This is a genomic window from Streptomyces sp. NPDC005752 (assembly GCF_040630715.1).
In the GTDB taxonomy this organism is placed as follows: Bacteria; Actinomycetota; Actinomycetes; order Streptomycetales; family Streptomycetaceae; genus Streptomyces.
Genome location: NZ_JBEXYB010000045.1, coordinates 39,701 through 55,262 on the forward strand (window position 1 = coordinate 39,701; position 15,562 = coordinate 55,262).

The 15,562-nt window shown below is 72.6% G+C and carries 19 protein-coding genes; 6 read left to right on the plus strand and 13 right to left on the minus strand.

All coding sequences use genetic code 11. From position 1 onward, the window contains the following. Window positions 1-156 precede the first annotated feature (156 nt). Genes hisF through hisD form a run of 8 tightly spaced genes read right to left on the minus strand, consistent with a single transcriptional unit; the run spans window position 157 to window position 5,871 of the window. Complete coding sequence (gene hisF / locus ABZ441_RS29465) at window positions 157-912, minus strand: imidazole glycerol phosphate synthase subunit HisF (protein ID WP_358979691.1); 756 nt, start codon at window positions 910-912, stop codon at window positions 157-159. Then, window positions 909-1,307 (minus strand): RidA family protein, encoded by a 399-nt coding sequence (locus tag ABZ441_RS29470; protein WP_358979693.1) that lies wholly within the window; start codon window positions 1,305-1,307, stop codon window positions 909-911. The genes hisF and ABZ441_RS29470 overlap by 4 nt, the downstream gene beginning before the upstream one ends. Next, window positions 1,304-2,029 (minus strand): bifunctional 1-(5-phosphoribosyl)-5-((5-phosphoribosylamino)methylideneamino)imidazole-4-carboxamide isomerase/phosphoribosylanthranilate isomerase PriA, encoded by a 726-nt coding sequence (gene priA, locus ABZ441_RS29475; protein WP_031099004.1) that lies wholly within the window; start codon window positions 2,027-2,029, stop codon window positions 1,304-1,306. The genes ABZ441_RS29470 and priA overlap by 4 nt, the downstream gene beginning before the upstream one ends. Continuing rightward, window positions 2,029-2,670 carry an imidazole glycerol phosphate synthase subunit HisH gene (gene hisH, locus ABZ441_RS29480; protein ID WP_358979695.1) on the minus strand — a complete coding sequence of 214 codons (642 nt, stop codon included), beginning with the start codon at window positions 2,668-2,670 and terminating at the stop codon, window positions 2,029-2,031. Before hisH ends, priA begins: the two co-directional genes overlap by 1 nt. A 9-nt stretch (window positions 2,671-2,679) precedes the next feature. Beyond that, window positions 2,680-2,847: a hypothetical protein gene (locus tag ABZ441_RS29485; protein ID WP_358979698.1), complete on the minus strand. Its 168-nt coding sequence runs from the start codon at window positions 2,845-2,847 to the stop codon at window positions 2,680-2,682. Beyond that, entirely contained in the window at window positions 2,844-3,437 is a 594-nt protein-coding gene (hisB, locus tag ABZ441_RS29490) for an imidazoleglycerol-phosphate dehydratase HisB (RefSeq protein ID WP_358979700.1), read from the minus strand. The genes ABZ441_RS29485 and hisB overlap by 4 nt, the downstream gene beginning before the upstream one ends. Next, window positions 3,434-4,552: a histidinol-phosphate transaminase gene (locus ABZ441_RS29495; RefSeq protein ID WP_358979702.1), complete on the minus strand. Its 1,119-nt coding sequence runs from the start codon at window positions 4,550-4,552 to the stop codon at window positions 3,434-3,436. Before ABZ441_RS29495 ends, hisB begins: the two co-directional genes overlap by 4 nt. Further along, entirely contained in the window at window positions 4,549-5,871 is a 1,323-nt protein-coding gene (gene hisD / locus ABZ441_RS29500; RefSeq protein WP_358979704.1) for a histidinol dehydrogenase, read from the minus strand. The genes ABZ441_RS29495 and hisD overlap by 4 nt, the downstream gene beginning before the upstream one ends. 161 nt (window positions 5,872-6,032) lie before the next feature. On the opposite strand from hisD, the gene ABZ441_RS29505 reads away from it, so the two are divergent. The 5 genes from ABZ441_RS29505 (at window position 6,033) to ABZ441_RS29525 (ending at window position 10,641) form a co-directional block, all read left to right on the plus strand. After that, window positions 6,033-7,634 carry an oxidoreductase gene (locus ABZ441_RS29505; RefSeq protein WP_358979706.1) on the plus strand — a complete coding sequence of 534 codons (1,602 nt, stop codon included), beginning with the start codon at window positions 6,033-6,035 and terminating at the stop codon, window positions 7,632-7,634. Between the two features lie 220 nt (window positions 7,635-7,854). After that, window positions 7,855-8,889: a hypothetical protein gene (locus ABZ441_RS29510; protein ID WP_358979708.1), complete on the plus strand. Its 1,035-nt coding sequence runs from the start codon at window positions 7,855-7,857 to the stop codon at window positions 8,887-8,889. Between the two features lie 11 nt (window positions 8,890-8,900). Next, window positions 8,901-9,677, plus strand: coding sequence for an LON peptidase substrate-binding domain-containing protein (locus tag ABZ441_RS29515; protein WP_358979710.1), 777 nt, complete (start codon window positions 8,901-8,903; stop codon window positions 9,675-9,677). A gap of 16 nt (window positions 9,678-9,693) precedes the next feature. Continuing rightward, window positions 9,694-10,194, plus strand: coding sequence for a Cys-tRNA(Pro) deacylase (gene ybaK, locus ABZ441_RS29520; protein ID WP_358979712.1), 501 nt, complete (start codon window positions 9,694-9,696; stop codon window positions 10,192-10,194). 72 nt (window positions 10,195-10,266) lie between these two features. Next, a complete protein-coding gene (locus tag ABZ441_RS29525; protein ID WP_358979714.1) occupies window positions 10,267-10,641 on the plus strand; it encodes a TraR/DksA C4-type zinc finger protein in 375 nt (124 codons plus the stop codon). Window positions 10,642-10,679: 38 nt separating this feature from the next. Here ABZ441_RS29525 and ABZ441_RS29530 read toward each other — a convergent pair whose 3' ends face one another. The 5 genes from ABZ441_RS29530 to ABZ441_RS29550 all read right to left on the minus strand — a co-directional run bounded on the left by ABZ441_RS29530 (window position 10,680) and on the right by ABZ441_RS29550 (window position 15,001). Then, window positions 10,680-10,853, minus strand: a complete 174-nt coding sequence (locus ABZ441_RS29530) for a hypothetical protein (RefSeq protein WP_205019594.1) — start codon at window positions 10,851-10,853, stop codon at window positions 10,680-10,682. Window positions 10,854-10,978: 125 nt separating this feature from the next. Beyond that, window positions 10,979-11,707 carry an ABC transporter permease gene (locus ABZ441_RS29535; protein WP_358979717.1) on the minus strand — a complete coding sequence of 243 codons (729 nt, stop codon included), beginning with the start codon at window positions 11,705-11,707 and terminating at the stop codon, window positions 10,979-10,981. A gap of 34 nt (window positions 11,708-11,741) precedes the next feature. Beyond that, on the minus strand, window positions 11,742-12,623 hold the full coding sequence (locus tag ABZ441_RS29540; protein ID WP_358979719.1) for an ABC transporter permease: 882 nt from the start codon (window positions 12,621-12,623) through the stop codon (window positions 11,742-11,744). Window positions 12,624-12,645: 22 nt separating this feature from the next. After that, on the minus strand, window positions 12,646-13,629 hold the full coding sequence (locus tag ABZ441_RS29545) for an ABC transporter ATP-binding protein (protein WP_358979732.1): 984 nt from the start codon (window positions 13,627-13,629) through the stop codon (window positions 12,646-12,648). 112 nt (window positions 13,630-13,741) lie between these two features. Then, on the minus strand, window positions 13,742-15,001 hold the full coding sequence (locus ABZ441_RS29550) for an NYN domain-containing protein (protein WP_358979721.1): 1,260 nt from the start codon (window positions 14,999-15,001) through the stop codon (window positions 13,742-13,744). Between the two features lie 267 nt (window positions 15,002-15,268). On the opposite strand from ABZ441_RS29550, the gene ABZ441_RS29555 reads away from it, so the two are divergent. Next, on the plus strand, window positions 15,269-15,448 hold the full coding sequence (locus tag ABZ441_RS29555) for a hypothetical protein (protein ID WP_205019596.1): 180 nt from the start codon (window positions 15,269-15,271) through the stop codon (window positions 15,446-15,448). The last annotated feature ends 114 nt before the right edge of the window (window positions 15,449-15,562 follow it).

Consider the following 15,562-nt stretch of genomic DNA (forward strand, 5'->3'; position numbering starts at 1 on the left):
CGCGGCAGCCGCGGGCCCCGTCGTCCGGGGGCCTTCGGGAGAGCACCGCGCGAGTGGCGCCGTCATGTGCTGACGGCGCCACTCTGGCGGCACCCGCTCCGTGGGGGCATCGGCGAGATCGCCGGTCTTCGCGACCGCGCCACTCCCCGGCCGGGGTCAGCGAACGGGGTGTCCGGCCTCGCGCAGAGCACCCTTGACCTCGGAGATGCGCAGGTCACCGAAGTGGAAGACGGACGCGGCGAGGACGGCGTCGGCGCCCGCACCGACGGCCGGCGCGAAATCCTCCAGCCGGCCCGCACCGCCGGAGGCGATGACGGGGACGGTGACGTGCGCCCGTACGGCCTTGATCATCTCGGTGTCGTAGCCGTCCTTCGTGCCGTCGGCGTCCATCGAGTTGAGCAGGATCTCGCCGGCGCCGAGTTCGGCGGCACGGTGCGCCCACTCCACGGCGTCGATGCCGGTGCCCCTGCGGCCGCCGTGGGTCGTCACCTCGAAGGTGCCCTTGGGGGTGCGCCGGGCGTCGACGGAGAGCACGAGCACCTGGCGCCCGAAGCGTTCGGCGATCTCACGGATGAGCTCGGGGCGGGCGATGGCGGCGGTGTTGACCCCGACCTTGTCGGCCCCGGCGCGCAGCAGCTTGTCGACGTCGTCGGGGGTGCGGACCCCGCCGCCGACGGTGAGCGGGATGAAGACCTGCTCGGCGGTGCGGCGCACCACGTCGTACGTCGTCTCGCGGTCACCGCTGGAGGCGGTGATGTCGAGGAAGGTCAGCTCGTCGGCGCCCTCGGCGTCGTACAGCTTGGCCATCTCGACGGGGTCGCCCGCGTCGCGCAGGTTCTGGAAGTTGACGCCCTTGACGACGCGGCCCTTGTCGACGTCCAGGCACGGGATGACCCGTACGGCGAGGGTCATCGCCCACCTGCCCGGTAGGCCTCGACCTCGACCTCGACGACCAGGGAGGGGTCGACGAGACCGGCCACGATGATCATGGAGGCGGCGGGTCGGACGTCGTCGAAGAGCTCCTTGTGGGCGCGGCCCACCTCGTCGACGTCGCGGGCGTGCGTGATGTACATCCGGGTGCGGACGACGTCCTCGCGGCCGAGCCCGACCTGCTTCAGGGCGTCGAAGGCGACCTGGAAGGAGGCGACGGCCTGCTCGTACGGGCTGCCCGCCACGATCTGGCCGTCGACCACGGACGTGCAGCCGGAGACCAGGACGAGGCCGGTGGGGAGCTCCACGGCGCGGGAGTAGCCGAACTTCTCCTCCCAGGGTGCGCCGGACGACACACGGCGTACGGAGTCCGTCATGCGGCGACCGCCTTGAGTGCCTCTTCGAGGGTGAACGCCTTCGCGTACAGGGCCTTGCCGACGATGGCTCCCTCGACGCCTTCCGGGACGAGCAGGGAGATCGCGCGCAGGTCCGCGAGCGAGGAGACACCGCCGGAGGCGACGACGGGCTTGTCGGTCGCGGCGCAGACGTCGCGCAGGAGGGCCAGGTTGGGGCCCTGGAGCGTGCCGTCCTTGGCGATGTCGGTCACGACGTAGCGGGCGCAGCCCTCGGAGTCGAGGCGGGCGAGCGTCTCGTAGAGGTCGCCGCCGTCGCGGGTCCAGCCGCGGCCGCGCAGCGTCGTGCCCCGGACGTCGAGGCCCACTGCGATCTTGTCGCCGTGCTCGGCGATGACCTTGGCGACCCACTCCGGGGTCTCCAGGGCGGCGGTGCCGAGGTTGACCCGGCGGCAGCCGGTGGCGAGGGCGGCGGCGAGCGAGGCGTCGTCGCGGATGCCTCCGGAGAGCTCGACCTTGATGTCCATGGCGCCGGCCACCTCGGCGATCAGCGCGCGGTTGTCGCCGGTGCCGAAGGCGGCGTCCAGGTCCACGAGGTGCAGCCACTCGGCGCCGGAGCTCTGCCAGGCGAGGGCCGCCTCGAGCGGGGAGCCGTAGGAGGTCTCGGAGCCGGATTCGCCGTGCACGAGGCGGACGGCCTGTCCGTCGCGTACGTCTACGGCGGGGAGCAGTTCAAGCTTCGGCATTACAGCGTCTCGATCCAGTTGGTCAGCAGCTGGGCGCCGGCATCGCCGGACTTCTCGGGGTGGAACTGGGTGGCCCACAGCGCGCCGTTCTCGACGGCCGCCACGAACCGCTCTCCGTGCGTGGCCCAAGTGACCTTGGGGGCGCGGATCTTGTCGTTGGTCACTTCGAGGGACCAGTCGTGCGCCGCGTAGGAGTGCACGAAGTAGTAACGCGCCTCGGCGTCCAGGCCCGCGAAGAGCTGGGAGTCCTCGGGGGGCTCGACGGTGTTCCAGCCCATGTGCGGCACGACGTCGGCCTGCAGCGGCCCGACGGTGCCGGGCCACTCGTCGAGGCCCTCCGTCTCGACGCCGTGCTCGATGCCGCGCTCGAACAGGATCTGCATCCCGACGCAGATGCCCATGACGGGCCGGCCGCCGGACAGCCTGCGGCCGATGATCCATTCGCCGCGCGCCTTCTTCAGGCCCGCCATGCAGGCGGAGAAGGCACCGACGCCGGGGACGAGCAGCCCCTCGGCGTTCATCGCGGTGTCGAAGTCGCGGGTGATCTCCACGTCCCCGCCGACATGGGCGAGGGCCCGCTCGGCGGACCGTACGTTGCCGAAGCCGTAGTCGAAGACGACGATCTTCTTCTTGTCGCTCACAGTGCTACCTCAGTTCCAGAGTCCCTGGATCCGCATGACGCCCGCCACCAGGCACATCACGGAGCCGATCCCGAGGAGCACGACGACGCCCTTGGGCATGCCCTGCTTCCAGAAGGAGTAGACCCCGCCGGCCAGGAAGAGGCCGACGAGGATCAGAACGGTGTTGAGGCCGGTCACAGGGCGCCCTTCGTGGACGGGAGGATGCCGGCCGCGCGCGGGTCGTGCTCGCTGGCGTACCGCAGGGCGCGGGCGAGCGCCTTGAACTGGCACTCCACGATGTGGTGGGCGTTGCGCCCGTACGGGACGTGGACGTGCAGGGCGATCTGCGCCTGGGCGACGAAGGACTCCAGGATGTGCCGGGTCATCGTGGTGTCGTACTCGCCGATCATCGGCGCCATCTTCTCCGGCTCGGTGTGCACCAGGTAGGGGCGGCCGGAGAGGTCGACGGTGACCTGGGCGAGCGACTCGTCCAGCGGGACGGTGCAGTTGCCGAAGCGGTAGATGCCGACCTTGTCGCCGAGCGCCTGCTTGAAGGCCGCGCCGAGCGCGAGGGCGGTGTCCTCGATGGTGTGGTGCGAGTCGATGTGCAGGTCGCCCTCGGTCTTGACCGTGAGGTCGAAGAGTCCGTGGCGGCCGAGCTGGTCGAGCATGTGGTCGTAGAAGCCGACCCCGGTCGAGACGTCGACCTTGCCGGTGCCGTCGAGGTTGATCTCGACGAGTACGGAGGTCTCCTTGGTGGTCCGCTCCACCCTGCCTACGCGGCTCATGCGTCGTGCTCCTTCTTCAGTTCGCGCACCGCATCGAGGAACGCGTCGTTCTCTGCCGGGGTTCCCGCGGAGACCCGCAGCCACCCCGGTACGCCGTTGTCCCGGACCAGGACGCCCCGGTCGAGGATCTGCTGCCAGGCGGTGTGGCTGTCGGCGAAGCGGCCGAACTGGACGAAGTTGGCGTCCGAGTCGGTGACGGCGAAGCCGAGCTCCCGCAGTTCGTCGACCAGCCGGTCGCGCTCGCTCTTGAGCTGCGCGACGTATCCGAGCAGCGTATCGGTGTGCTCCAGGGCGGCGAGCGCGGTGGCCTGGGTGACGGAGGACAGGTGGTACGGCAGGCGTACCAGCTGGACCGCGTCGACGACGGCCGGGGCCGCCGCGAGGTATCCGAGGCGCAGGCCGGCGGCGCCGAACGCCTTGGACATGGTGCGGGAGAGCACCAGGTGGGGGCGACCCTCGATGAGCGGGAGCAGCGAGGCGTGGTGGCTGAACTCGCCGTACGCCTCGTCCACGACGACCATCGAGGGCCGGGCGGCCTGGGCGGCGTCGTACAGGGCGACGACGGTGTCGGCGTCCACGGCGGTGCCGGTGGGGTTGTTGGGCGAGGTGATGAAGACGACCTCGGGCCGGTGCTCGGCGATGGCCTGCTCGGCGGCCTCGACGTCGATGGTGAAGTCCTCGTTGCGCGGTCCGGAGATCCAGCCGGTGCCGGTGCCGCGGGAGATGAGGGCGTGCATGGAGTACGAGGGCTCGAACCCGATCGCGGTGCGCCCGGGTCCGCCGAAGGTCTGCAGCAGCTGCTGGAGGACCTCGTTGGAGCCGTTGGCCGCCCAGACGTTGGCGGTGGTGACCTCGTGCCCGGCGGTGCGGGTGAGGTAGCGGGCGAGCTCGGTGCGGAGCTCGACGGCGTCACGGTCGGGGTAGCGGTTCAGGTCGCGGGCGGCCTCGCGGACCCGCTCGGCGATGCGGTCGACGAGCGCGTCGGGCAGCGGGTACGGGTTCTCGTTGGTGTTCAGCCGGACCGGTACGTCGAGCTGGGGCGCGCCGTACGGGGACTGGCCGCGCAGTTCGTCGCGGATCGGGAGCGCGTCCCAGGCGTTGGTGCTGTTCGTCACGCTTGCGGAACCTTCCAGCCGAACCTGGCCTTGAGCGCGGCGCCGTGGGCGGGGAGGTCCTCCGCCTCGGCGAGGGTCACCACGTGGTGGGTGACCTCGGCGAGCGCGTCGCGGGTGTAGTCGACGATGTGGATGCCGCGCAGGAAGGACTGCACGGACAGGCCCGAGGAGTGGCAGGCGCAGCCGCCGGTGGGCAGGACGTGGTTGGAGCCGGCGCAGTAGTCGCCGAGGGAGACGGGCGACCAGGGGCCGACGAAGACCGCGCCGGCGTTGCGGACCCGGTCGGCGACGGCGGCCGCGTTCTCCGTCTGGATCTCCAGGTGCTCGGCGGCGTACGCGTCGACGACCTTGAGGCCGTCCTCGATCGAGGAGACCAGGACGATCGCGGACTGGCGACCGGTCAGCGCGGGCTCGATCCGGTCGGTGACGTGCTTGGTCGCGGCGACCTGGGGTGCCAGCTCGGCCTCGGTGGCGACGGCCAGCTCCTCGGAGTCGGTGACGAGGACGGCGGCGGCCATCGGGTCGTGCTCGGCCTGGCTGATCAGGTCGGCGGCGACGTGCACCGGGTCGGCGCTCGCGTCGGCGAGGATCGCGATCTCGGTGGGGCCGGCCTCGGCGTCGATGCCGATACGGCCCTTGAGGAGGCGCTTGGCGGCGGCGACGTAGATGTTGCCGGGGCCGGTGACGAGGTTCACGGGCAGGCAGTCCTCGGTGCCGTACGCGAACATCGCGACGGCCTGGGCGCCGCCGGCGGCGTACACCTCGTCCACGCCGAGCAGGGCGCAGGCGGCGAGGATCGTGGGGTGCGGCAGGCCGCCGAAATCCTTCTGGGGCGGGGAGGAGACGGCGAGGCCCTCGACGCCCGCCTCCTGGGCGGGGACGACGTTCATCACGACGGAGGACGGGTAGACCGCACGCCCGCCCGGCACGTAGAGCCCGACGCGCTCGACGGGCACCCACTTCTCGGTGACCGTGCCGCCGGGGACGACCTGGGTGGTGTGCGTGGCGCGGCGCTGCTCGCGGTGGACGAGGCGGGCGCGGCGGATCGACTCCTCGAGGGCGGCGCGTACGGCGGGGTCGAGCTGCTCCAGCGCCTCGGTGATCGCGCCGACGGGGACCCGGATCGAGTCCAGGCGTACGCCGTCGAACTTCTCCCCCCACTCGATCACTGCCGCCGAGCCGCGATGGCGTACGTCCTCGCAGATGGGCCGCACCGTCTCCAGGGCGGCTTCCACGTCGAACTCGGCACGGGGCAGCAGGTCGCGCAGGCCGCCGCCCTCGGGGAGGGCGGTGCCGCGCAGGTCGATTCGAGAGATCACATCCCCAATTCTCTCAGACCGTTTCCGGCGTCCGGTCGCCCGTATCACTGGCTGATACATGTCCCGGCTGTCACTGCTGACCGTTAGCTTTCACACGGTCACGCAGAGGGAAGAACGACTGTACGAGGCGCGGGGCGATCCGTGCGGGCGGAGGTGGTGCAGTGACGGAATCGCTGGACGGTGAGATTCCCGACGGGCTCAGCGCCGCGGAGCTGGGCATGTGGCAGTCGTTCCGGAACGGGACGACGTACGACCTGCGCTCCCACGACCCGGTGCGTGATGATCCGTTCGCCCCGCACAGCTGGGGGCCGGAGCGGAGTGTCGGCGCCCGGACGGTGGCGCGGCTGCTGCTCAGCGGCCCGGCGGCGCGGCCGGGGCGGGTGGCGGCGCTGAAGCTCAGGGGCGTCCGCATCACGGGGAAGCTGGACCTGGCGGGCGGGCGTGTCTCGCCCTACGTGGAGCTGACGGGCTGCCGCTTCGAGCAGGAGGTGGTGGTGCCCGAGTGCCACTTCACGACGCTGCGGATGGTGGGCTGCTCGGTGCCGCGGCTCGACGCGGCCAGGCTGCACACGGAGGGGGACCTGCATCTGCCGCGGTGCCGGATCGACCGCGGCATCCGCCTGACCGACGCCCAGATCGGCACGGACCTGCTGATCAACCAGATCCGTATCGGCCCCGACCGGCGCGGCCGCGCCTTCGTGGGCGACGGGATGTCGGTCGCGCAGGATCTGCAGGCCGAGATGATCGAGACGCGCGGGGAGCTGAGTCTGCGCGGGGCGAAGGTCGGCGGTTCGCTGAGTCTGCGCGGCAGCCGGCTGCGTGCGACGGACGGGCGCCGGGCGCTGAACGCCCCGCAGCTGAGCGTGGAGCGCACGCTGTACATGACGGAGGCGTGGGTGAGCGTCGACACGGGGAACCAGGGCACCACCCCGCCGTTCGGCATCGCGCGCGGCGGCGGTCCGGCGCGCGGGACGCGGGCGCAGGTCTTCGAGTGCCGGGGCGCGGTGCGGCTCGACGACGGGAGGTTCGGGGACGCGGTGGACCTGCACAAGGCGCGCTTCGTGCTCGCCGACCGTGAGGAGCTGTCGCTGCGCCGGATCGTCACCCCCGAGCTCCGGTTCAACGCGGAGCGCCCGCAGGAGGGCAGGGTCGTGCTGAACGGCGCGAAGGTCGTCACGCTGATCGACGTGTCGACCAGCTGGCCGGGCCCGGGCGGCCTGGCGATGGGCGGCTTCGTCTACGAGAACCTCGTTCCGTACGGCCATTTCCCGCTGTCCCGGCGCCTGGAGTGGGTACTGGCCGCGACCCCCGAGTACGTCCCGGAGCCGTACGAGCGCCTCGCGACGGTGCTCCGCAGCTGTGGTGAGGACGCGGACGCCCGCGAGGTGCTGCTGGCCAAGCAGCGGCGCCGGCGCGAGACGCTGCCGCCCGCGGGAAGGATCTGGGGCTACCTCCAGGACTGGACGGTGGCGTACGGCTACCGGCCGGGGCGGGCCCTGGTCTGGATGGCGGTGCTGTGGGCGGCGGGGGCGGTGGCCTTCTCACGGTACGACCCGGAGTCGATCAAGGGGAACGAGCATCCGCAGTGGAACCCGGCCCTGTACGCGCTGGATCTGCTGGTGCCGGTGATCGATCTCGGACAGGACGGTTACTGGCTGCTGGAGGGCGGCTGGCAGTGGACGGCCGCGGTCCTCGTGCTGCTGGGTTGGATACTGGCCACGACGGTGGCGGCGGGTGCGTCCCGGCTGCTGCGGCGCGGCTGACGGGAGACGGCGTGCCGTGCGGCCGGATCCCTGCCACAGGGCGGTCGAAACTCTGGTCGAGGCTCGGCCGGGCGGACGGTGACCGGCGACCGGAAGGTCGGAATCGCGCCAGCCACGCGCGGTTCCTTTGCTTCTTCTTGACCTTTCCCAGGGCAACCCTTCCACTCGCCACAGAAGCTTCACAGGGCCCCTCTGGCGTCGCTCCCACCAGGGCTTTTCAATGGTCTGCACCATGGCATTCCTTCGTGCACTGCTGAGCTCCGCGCGCACGCTCCGGTACGGCCCCGGGCTGTCGGCCGGGCTGCCCGCGGACGACGCGGTGATGCTCGACGCCCCCGACGAGCGGCTCTCCCCCGCGCTGGTGGCGGCGGCCCTGGGTGACTACGACCCCGCGGCCAAACTCCTCGCCACCACGCGGGACGCCGCCGACTGGGAGGCCCGCGACCGCACCCTGGCCAGGCTGGTGGCCTTCGCACGCAACCGCGACGACTGGCTCACCGGCTGGCTTTCCGCGGCCCCGCGTGACCCGGACGCCCTGCTCGTCAAGGCCGGGCTGTCGATGCGCCGCGCGTGGGAGTCCCCCGCCCACGCCGAGCTGCTGCTCGAGGTGGGCCCGCTGATCACGGCGGCGGCCGAGGCCGACCCCCGGGATCCGGTGCCGTGGCGGCTCGCGCTCGACCACGCCCGTGGCACGCATGCCACGCACACGGCCTTCGAGTCGCTGTGGGAGCAGGCCGTGCGCCGCTGCCCGCACCACTACGGCAGCCATGTCGCCGCGCTGCGGTACCTCTCGGCCGAGTGGCACGGTTCCCACCGCGAGTGCTTCGACTTCGCCGAGCGGGCGGCCGAGGACGCCGCCGGGGACTCCCTGGTGCAGGCACTCCCCGTACGTGCGGCGTTCGCCCTCCTGCTGGACGAGAGGGCCGCCGCGCGGGCGAACTCCGTACAGGCGGACCGGGTCGACGCCGCCGCCGACCTCGCGATCAGGCTCTCGGCCGGGTTCGCCGCCGGTGACCCCTGGCCCGCGGAGGTCCGCAACCTCCTCGCCTACGTCCTGGTCGCACGAGGCCGCGCGGCCGAGGCGCTGGAGCAGTTCCGGCTGATCGGCCCCTACGCGACCTCGTTCCCGTGGGCGTCCGTGACCGGGGAGGCGCTCGGGGGGTTCCTCGACGCGCGGGCCCATGTCCGGCTCCGGGTGGCCTCTTCCACGCCTCTGTGCGGGAGGCCGGAACACGGCGGGCTCCGCGGCCATTAGGCTTGGCCGCTGTGACCACCGCTCGCCTGCCCCTCTTCCCGCTGAACGCGGTGCTGTTCCCAGGCCTCGTACTGCCGCTCAACGTCTTCGAGGAGCGTTATCGCGCCATGATGCGCGAGCTGATCGAGATCGACGAGGACGAACCGCGCCGCTTCGTGGTGGTCGCGATCCGCGACGGCCGCGAGACCGCCCCGACCGCCGTCGGGATGCCGGACACGATCGCCGCCGCGGCCCCCGTGGAGCGGGCCCCTGCCGACGGATTCGGGCCCGACCCCATCCAGACCTTCCACCGGGTCGGCTGCGTCGCGGACGCGGCGAAGATCCGTGAGCGCGCCGACGGCAGCTACGAGGTCCTGGCGACCGGCACCACACGGGTACGGCTGCTGTCCGTCGACGCGAGCGGTCCGTTCCTCACGGCCGAGGTCGAGGAACTGCCCGAGGATCCGGGGGCCGCCGAGGGCGGGGACTCGTCCACGAACGAGGCCGGGGCGCTCGCGGAGGGCGTCCTGCGTGCCTTCCGCAGCTACCAGAAGCGGCTGGCCGGAGCGAGCGAGCGATCCCTGACGACCGGCGCGGACCTCCCGGACGACCCGTCCGTGGTCTCCTACCTGGTGGCCGCCGCCGCCGTGCTCGACGTCCCGTCGAAGCAGCGGCTGCTCCAGGCCCCGGACACGGCGACCAGGCTGCGCGAGGAGCTGACGCTGCTGCGCAAGGAGACCGCGGTCATCCGGCACCTGCCGTCGCTGCCGGCGACCGACCTGACCCGCGACCCCACCTACCCCAACTGACCCGAGGACCTGCCCGGTGGCGAAGAAGTCCAGGAAGCAGCAGCCCGGCGGCACCCCGGCCACGGTCGCCCTGACCGGGGCCGGCACCTCCTTCACGGTCCACTCGTACGACCACGACCCCTCGGCCCCGTCCTACGGGGAGGAGGCGGCGGAGGCGCTCGGGGTGTCGTCCGACCGGGTGTTCAAAACGCTGGTCGCCGACGTCGACGGCGAGCTGGTCGTCGCCGTCGTCCCCGTCGCGGGGTCACTGGACCTGAAGGCGCTGGCATCCGCGGTGGGCGGCAAGCGGGCCGCCATGGCGGATCCGGCGGCGGCGGAACGCACCACCGGCTACGTCAGGGGCGGCATCTCCCCCCTGGGCCAGCGCAGGAGGCTGCGCACGGTACTGGACGCGTCGGCCGGCTCGCACGTCACGATCTGCGTCTCGGCGGGCCGCCGGGGCCTCGAGGTGGAGCTCTCCCCCACGGACCTGGCCGCCCTGACCGACGCTGCCCTGGCCCCGATCGCCCGGGGCTGACGGGAGACGCACGGGGACGGCCGGCCCGGGGACGTGTGGAATGCGCCTTGGGGCGGGGCCGTTGTCATACGAGTGAACGATTCCGCTGGTTCCGGCGACCACGCCTCCGTCCGTCGGCGGCTGGAGGCGGAGCGCCTCGACACGGACGCCCGGATCTCCGCCCTGCACCGTGACTTCGACGCGATCGTCGAGGCGAACACCCTGGTCGCGGTCGACGACGAGCACGACCCGGAGGGGTCGAGCACCGCCTTCGAGCGGGCCCACGTCGCCTCGCTGCTGGCTCGGGCGCGCGACCACCTGGACGAGGTGGACAGGGCCCTGGAGCGGCTGGAACAGGGCGAGTACGGCCGTTGCGAGAGGTGCGGTGAGCCGATCCCGCCGGACCGTCTGGAGGTACGTCCGGCAGCCACGACCTGTGTGAGGTGCGCCGCCCGGGCACCACGCTGACCCGCGCCCGCGGGGGTGCCCCCGCAGGCGGCTCCCGGTCAGTGCTTGAAGGCGCCCTTCGACTTCTCCTTGGTGGCCCGGCCCTTGCCCCGGGCCTCCAGTGCCGCGCCCTTGGCCGCGGTGGTGTCGTTGCCGACCGCGTGGGCCACCTTGCGTACGGCCTTGCCGACGATCTGCTCGGTCTTGGCCTTGGTCTTCTCTCCGGCGCTCATGGCGGTCCTTTCGTAGGTACTCACCCAGTCCCCTGCCCCTGACCTCGGGGCGGAAACGGCCCGGAGTGAAACCCCCGGGGGCACGGAGGCGGAGCGGCACCGGGGTGCCCGGCGTCCGGATATCGCTACGGCTGTCCCGGCCCGTCCTCCGGCCGGCCGGCGGTCCCCCGCTCCTCGGCGGCACCCGGCTCAGGCCCGGACGCGGTCCCGCTCGCCGGCCAGGCCGGCGGCGCCCCGTACAGGGCGCCCCACTCGGGCTCGGGGTCCCGAGGCCCGAACAGGGCCGTGAGCCCCAGGTGGACGGCCATCGCCGCGATGGGCCAGGCGAGGATCGCCGCCCCCACCGCGTGCAGCTCCAGCGGCGCGTCGAAGGTGACCCCCTTGCCGACCTCCTTGGCATGAGCCACCACGTCGGACGTCGGCCCGAACCAGATGCCGACCCCCCATGCCAGGAGGGAGCCGAGCAACCCGCCCAGGGCGAGTCCGACGACCAGCGGGATGCCCCCACGCCGGCGGAGGAGGAAGACGGCGACCGCCGAGACGAGGCCGAAGGCGAGTGCCAGCAGCACGAACGTGCCGTCGGCCCCGATGGCCTCCTCGCCCTCGCTGTTCTTGAGGAACACGGCGGTGTCGTCGGAGACGAGCGGCACCCTCGGCGCGAGCCACAGCCAGAGCATCCCGAGCGCGGCACCCGCCACCGTCAGCACCGCGGCGATCACGGCTGCCTGCCTGTTCTCCGTACCCCGCTCGTCCACGCCCGGCTGCTCGCCGGGCACGGCATGCGACCCGGACGGCGGGGCCTGCCACGGGTCGTTCGGCTGGGGCTGGTGCGGCGGCGTCAACGGTGCGGTCACCGTGCCATCGTGCCAGGCCGACCCGTGCACCGCCTCACCGGACCGCCGCACGACGGTACGCCCACGTGGCCACGGCCAGCGAGAGGACACCGACCGCCGCGCACACGGCGAGGTCGAGGGCGACGACGGCCCAGTCGGGGTGGGCGTCGAAGGACCGGGCCAGCGCCTCGACGCCGTACGTCGACGGGAGCAGATCCCGCGCCCACCCGACAGGTCCGGGCAGCCGCTCGGCCGGCAGGACTCCCAGCAGCAGCGCGGCCGACATGCCCAACTGCCCGAGCAGCGTCGCCAGCTCCTGGCGCGGCGCCAGCAGGCCGAGCGCGGCACCCAGACCCGAGAGCGCGGCCCCGGACAGCGGGATGACCGCGACGAGCACCCACAGATGGGTCATCGGAAGCCCGAACAGCGCGCTGCCCGCCACCGCCGTGACGATCGTGCCGGGCACGGTGAACGAGGCGTACGCCCCGGCCGCCCCCAGCACCACCGCGGCGGGCGGCACCGGCAGCGTCGCGTAGTGGTCGAGCCCGCCGCCCGCCCGGAGCCGGCCGAAGTACTGGGCGAGCAGGTTGAGCGCGACGAACGCGACGACGAGCACGCTGGACCCGGCGACGACGGCCCGTGCCTCGGCCCCGCCGTCCACGACCCCGCGCATCAGCACCATGATCCCGACGGACTGGAAGGTCGCGACGAACAGCAGCGGAATCCGCGCGACCCTCGCCCGCGAGAGCTGCGCCCGGTACACGGCGGCCAGCGACGGAAGCAGTCCGGCCCGCGGTGCGAGAGCCGCGGGAGCGGTGCGGGCGGGCGGGCCGGTCCGTACGGCGGAGGGCCGCGCCTCAGGCCCGGTCACCTTCGCGGACTCCGTGGGAACGATGCTCCTCACCTGGCAGTGCTCCCGTCCGACCCCGACACGCATCCCGACACGTTCACCGTCCTGATCACGCCTTCACCAGTCCCTCGGTGGCCCTCGCGGCGTCCCCGCCGAGGGCCAGATAGACGTCCTCCAGGCTGGGCGTGGCCAGCGTGAAGTCGTCGAGCGAGGAGAAAGCCGCCCCGCCGGTCACCGCGGCCACCGCGGCGCGCGCCTCGTCGGGCCCGAGCCGCAGCACCCACTTGCGTCCCGACTCCTGCGCGGACCCGCGCAGCGCGGCGACCTCCGGGACGTCCAGCGGTGCGCGCTCGCGCCACATCAGCTCGACCCGCACCTCGCCGGCCACCCGCTCCTTGAGCCCGGCCGGGGTGTCGCAGGCGATGACCTTGCCGCGTTCCATGACTGCCACCCGGTCCAGGACCGTCTCGGCCTCGATGACGTTGTGGGTCACGAGCAGCACCGTCGCCCCGTGCTCGGCACGCCTGCGGTCGACGGCTGACCAGACGGAGCGCCGGGCGACGGGGTCCATGCCGGTCGTCGGCTCGTCCAGCACCAGGACGGGGCGCTCACCGACCAGCGTGGCGGCGAAGCAGGCGAGCCGCCGCTGCCCGCCGGACAGCTTGTTCAGCGGGCGGTCGGCGAGCGTGGTGAGCCCGAGCTCCTCCAGTACGTCGTCGCGTGCGGACCGCGCCTCCCGTACGGGCATGCCCCGGAGCCGGCCGGTGGTCTCCGCGGCGAGCGACACCGTCAGTTCGTCGAGGGCGGTGGACTCCTGGCCGAGGTATCCGATGAGCCGCGAGGCCCGCTCGGGATGGCGCACGAGGTCGTGTCCCAGCACCTCCACGCTCCCCGAGTCGGGGCGCATCAGTCCGGTGAGCTGCCGCACGAGCGTGGACTTGCCCGCACCGTTGGGCCCGAGCAGTCCGAAGATCTCGCCGCGCCGGACATCGAGGCAGACCCCGTCGGTGGCGCGCACCTCGGGAGTGGCGGCGCGGCCGCGTCGGCCGCGGACGGCGGGGTAGGTCCTGACCAGATCACGCACCGCGCACACGGACTGTGCCTGCGCCGCGCCCGTAGCCTGTGCTGTGCCCGTACTCACGAGGAATGAGACTACGGGGTCGGATGCCCCGTATTGCGTCCGGGGCAGGGCAGCGCCGCCCTGCTCACTCCCCGGCGGGAGCGTGCTCGGTGGCGGCCCGTACGTCGATCTCGCGCCAGAACCCCGCCCGGATGGCATAGCGGTCGTGCTCGTCGATCTGGTCGTCCTTGTGCGCGAGCAGCCCGAAGCGGGCCGCGTATCGCAGCAGTTCGCCGTCGATGCGGTGCGGGACGCGGGGGTACATCGTGGACAGCTTCTGCAGGTGGGCGGCCTCCGGCAGCCGTTCCATCCAGCGCCGGGCGAAGACCTGACCGACCTCGAAGGGGTCACCGCCGACGGTGGTGATGTCCTCCTCCCGGTCGGCCCAGCGCTGTTCGGCGCTGGTGAGCTGGGCCAGGGTCGGCAGGGACGCGGTCTCGGCGGGCTCGCCGAGGGGCCCGCCGCGTTCGAGCCAGCCCTTGTCGGAGGACCAGCGCAGTGTCGCGTTGGGGGCCGGCGTCTGCACGGTGTGCTGGGCCGCCTGCGGACCGGGGGCGCGCAGGCTCGCCAGGTCCTTGGGGGTGGGGACGCCCTTGTGGCCGGGGGCGGGGTGGGCCTGCGGGGCGGCCTCGCCGTCCGGCGCGTCGGCCCCGCCACGGGCCGCGGCGGCCTGGGCCTCCGATGCCCGCTCGGCGGACGCGGCGAGGGCGGCCTCGGGAAGCGGCGCGGACAGGATCGCGGCGATCTCGGGGCGTGGGACGGGCGGCGGCGCGCACACTCCTCCGGTCTCCTTTGCCCGTACGGCCTTGGTGATCCAGGCCCGGTCGAGCACCCGCCGCTCGTCGGCCTCGGCGACCAGGTCCTCGGACTGGTTGTAGTCGCCGTCGGCGGCCTGGACGGCCCAGAGGTGGACGGCGACGCCGTGTTCCTTGGCGGACATGAGACCGGGCAGCAGATCGCCGTCGCCGGTCACGAGCACCACGTCGGAGCAGGCCCTGTTCCTGGCCAGCTCGGTCAGCTCGGCGTGCATGGCGGCGTCGACGCCCTTCTGCGCCCACCGTCCGTCACTGCGGGTGAGGGCTCCGAGTCGCACGGTCACGCGCGGCATGACCCGCAGCCTGCGGTGCTCGGGCTGGGGGACGCGGTCGGGGGCGCCGTCGAACCAGTAGATGCGCAGCAGCGGCTGTTCCGTATCGGCCTCGGCGCGCTCGCGCAGGCCCTGGATCAGGGCCGCGTGGTCGACGGTGATGCGGGAACGGGCGGGCTCTCCGGCCAGCAGACTCGCGGCTGCGCCCAGCAAGTAGCCGGCGTCCACCAGGACGACGCAACGGTCCACGCGTTCCACCCTCTTCCGGTTCGGGAGTGGGGCAGCGGGACCGGACATGGGGGGAGGTCCGCCGACCCGGGGTTTGCTTACGCAGGGTTTCCTTCGAGTCTGCCCGACGGCAGGGAGGTTAAGGTCCGGAACTCGATCATCGGCGTGGCGGATCCGGCAGCCGCGCATGATACCGCGCCTACTACGCTCGGTAATGATCCAACATGCGGCCTATACGGTGATATGTGAGTCTGACAGCGGTTCTGGACCCCCAGATCTCCCACAGGAGGCATGACGATGGCGAAGAACAAGAACCGCAAGCAGGGCAGCCAGCACGACCGCGCGTCCGCAGCGGAGCGCGGCGCGGACGAGGCCAAGTCCTCGGCGTACGAGTCGCAGACCCAGCCGCAGTCGCAGGCTCAGGGCAGCCCCGCCGATGTCGCCCGCAAGCACCAGAAGCGCTTCGGACACAACTGACCGTCGCTCGCGGAGCCGACAGGCCGAGAGCCGACCTGCTGAATCAGTTCGCCTGGAAGGTCGCCTTCGATGTCCTGTCCGAACTCCTCGGCTGCCCCGACGGCATAGGGACCC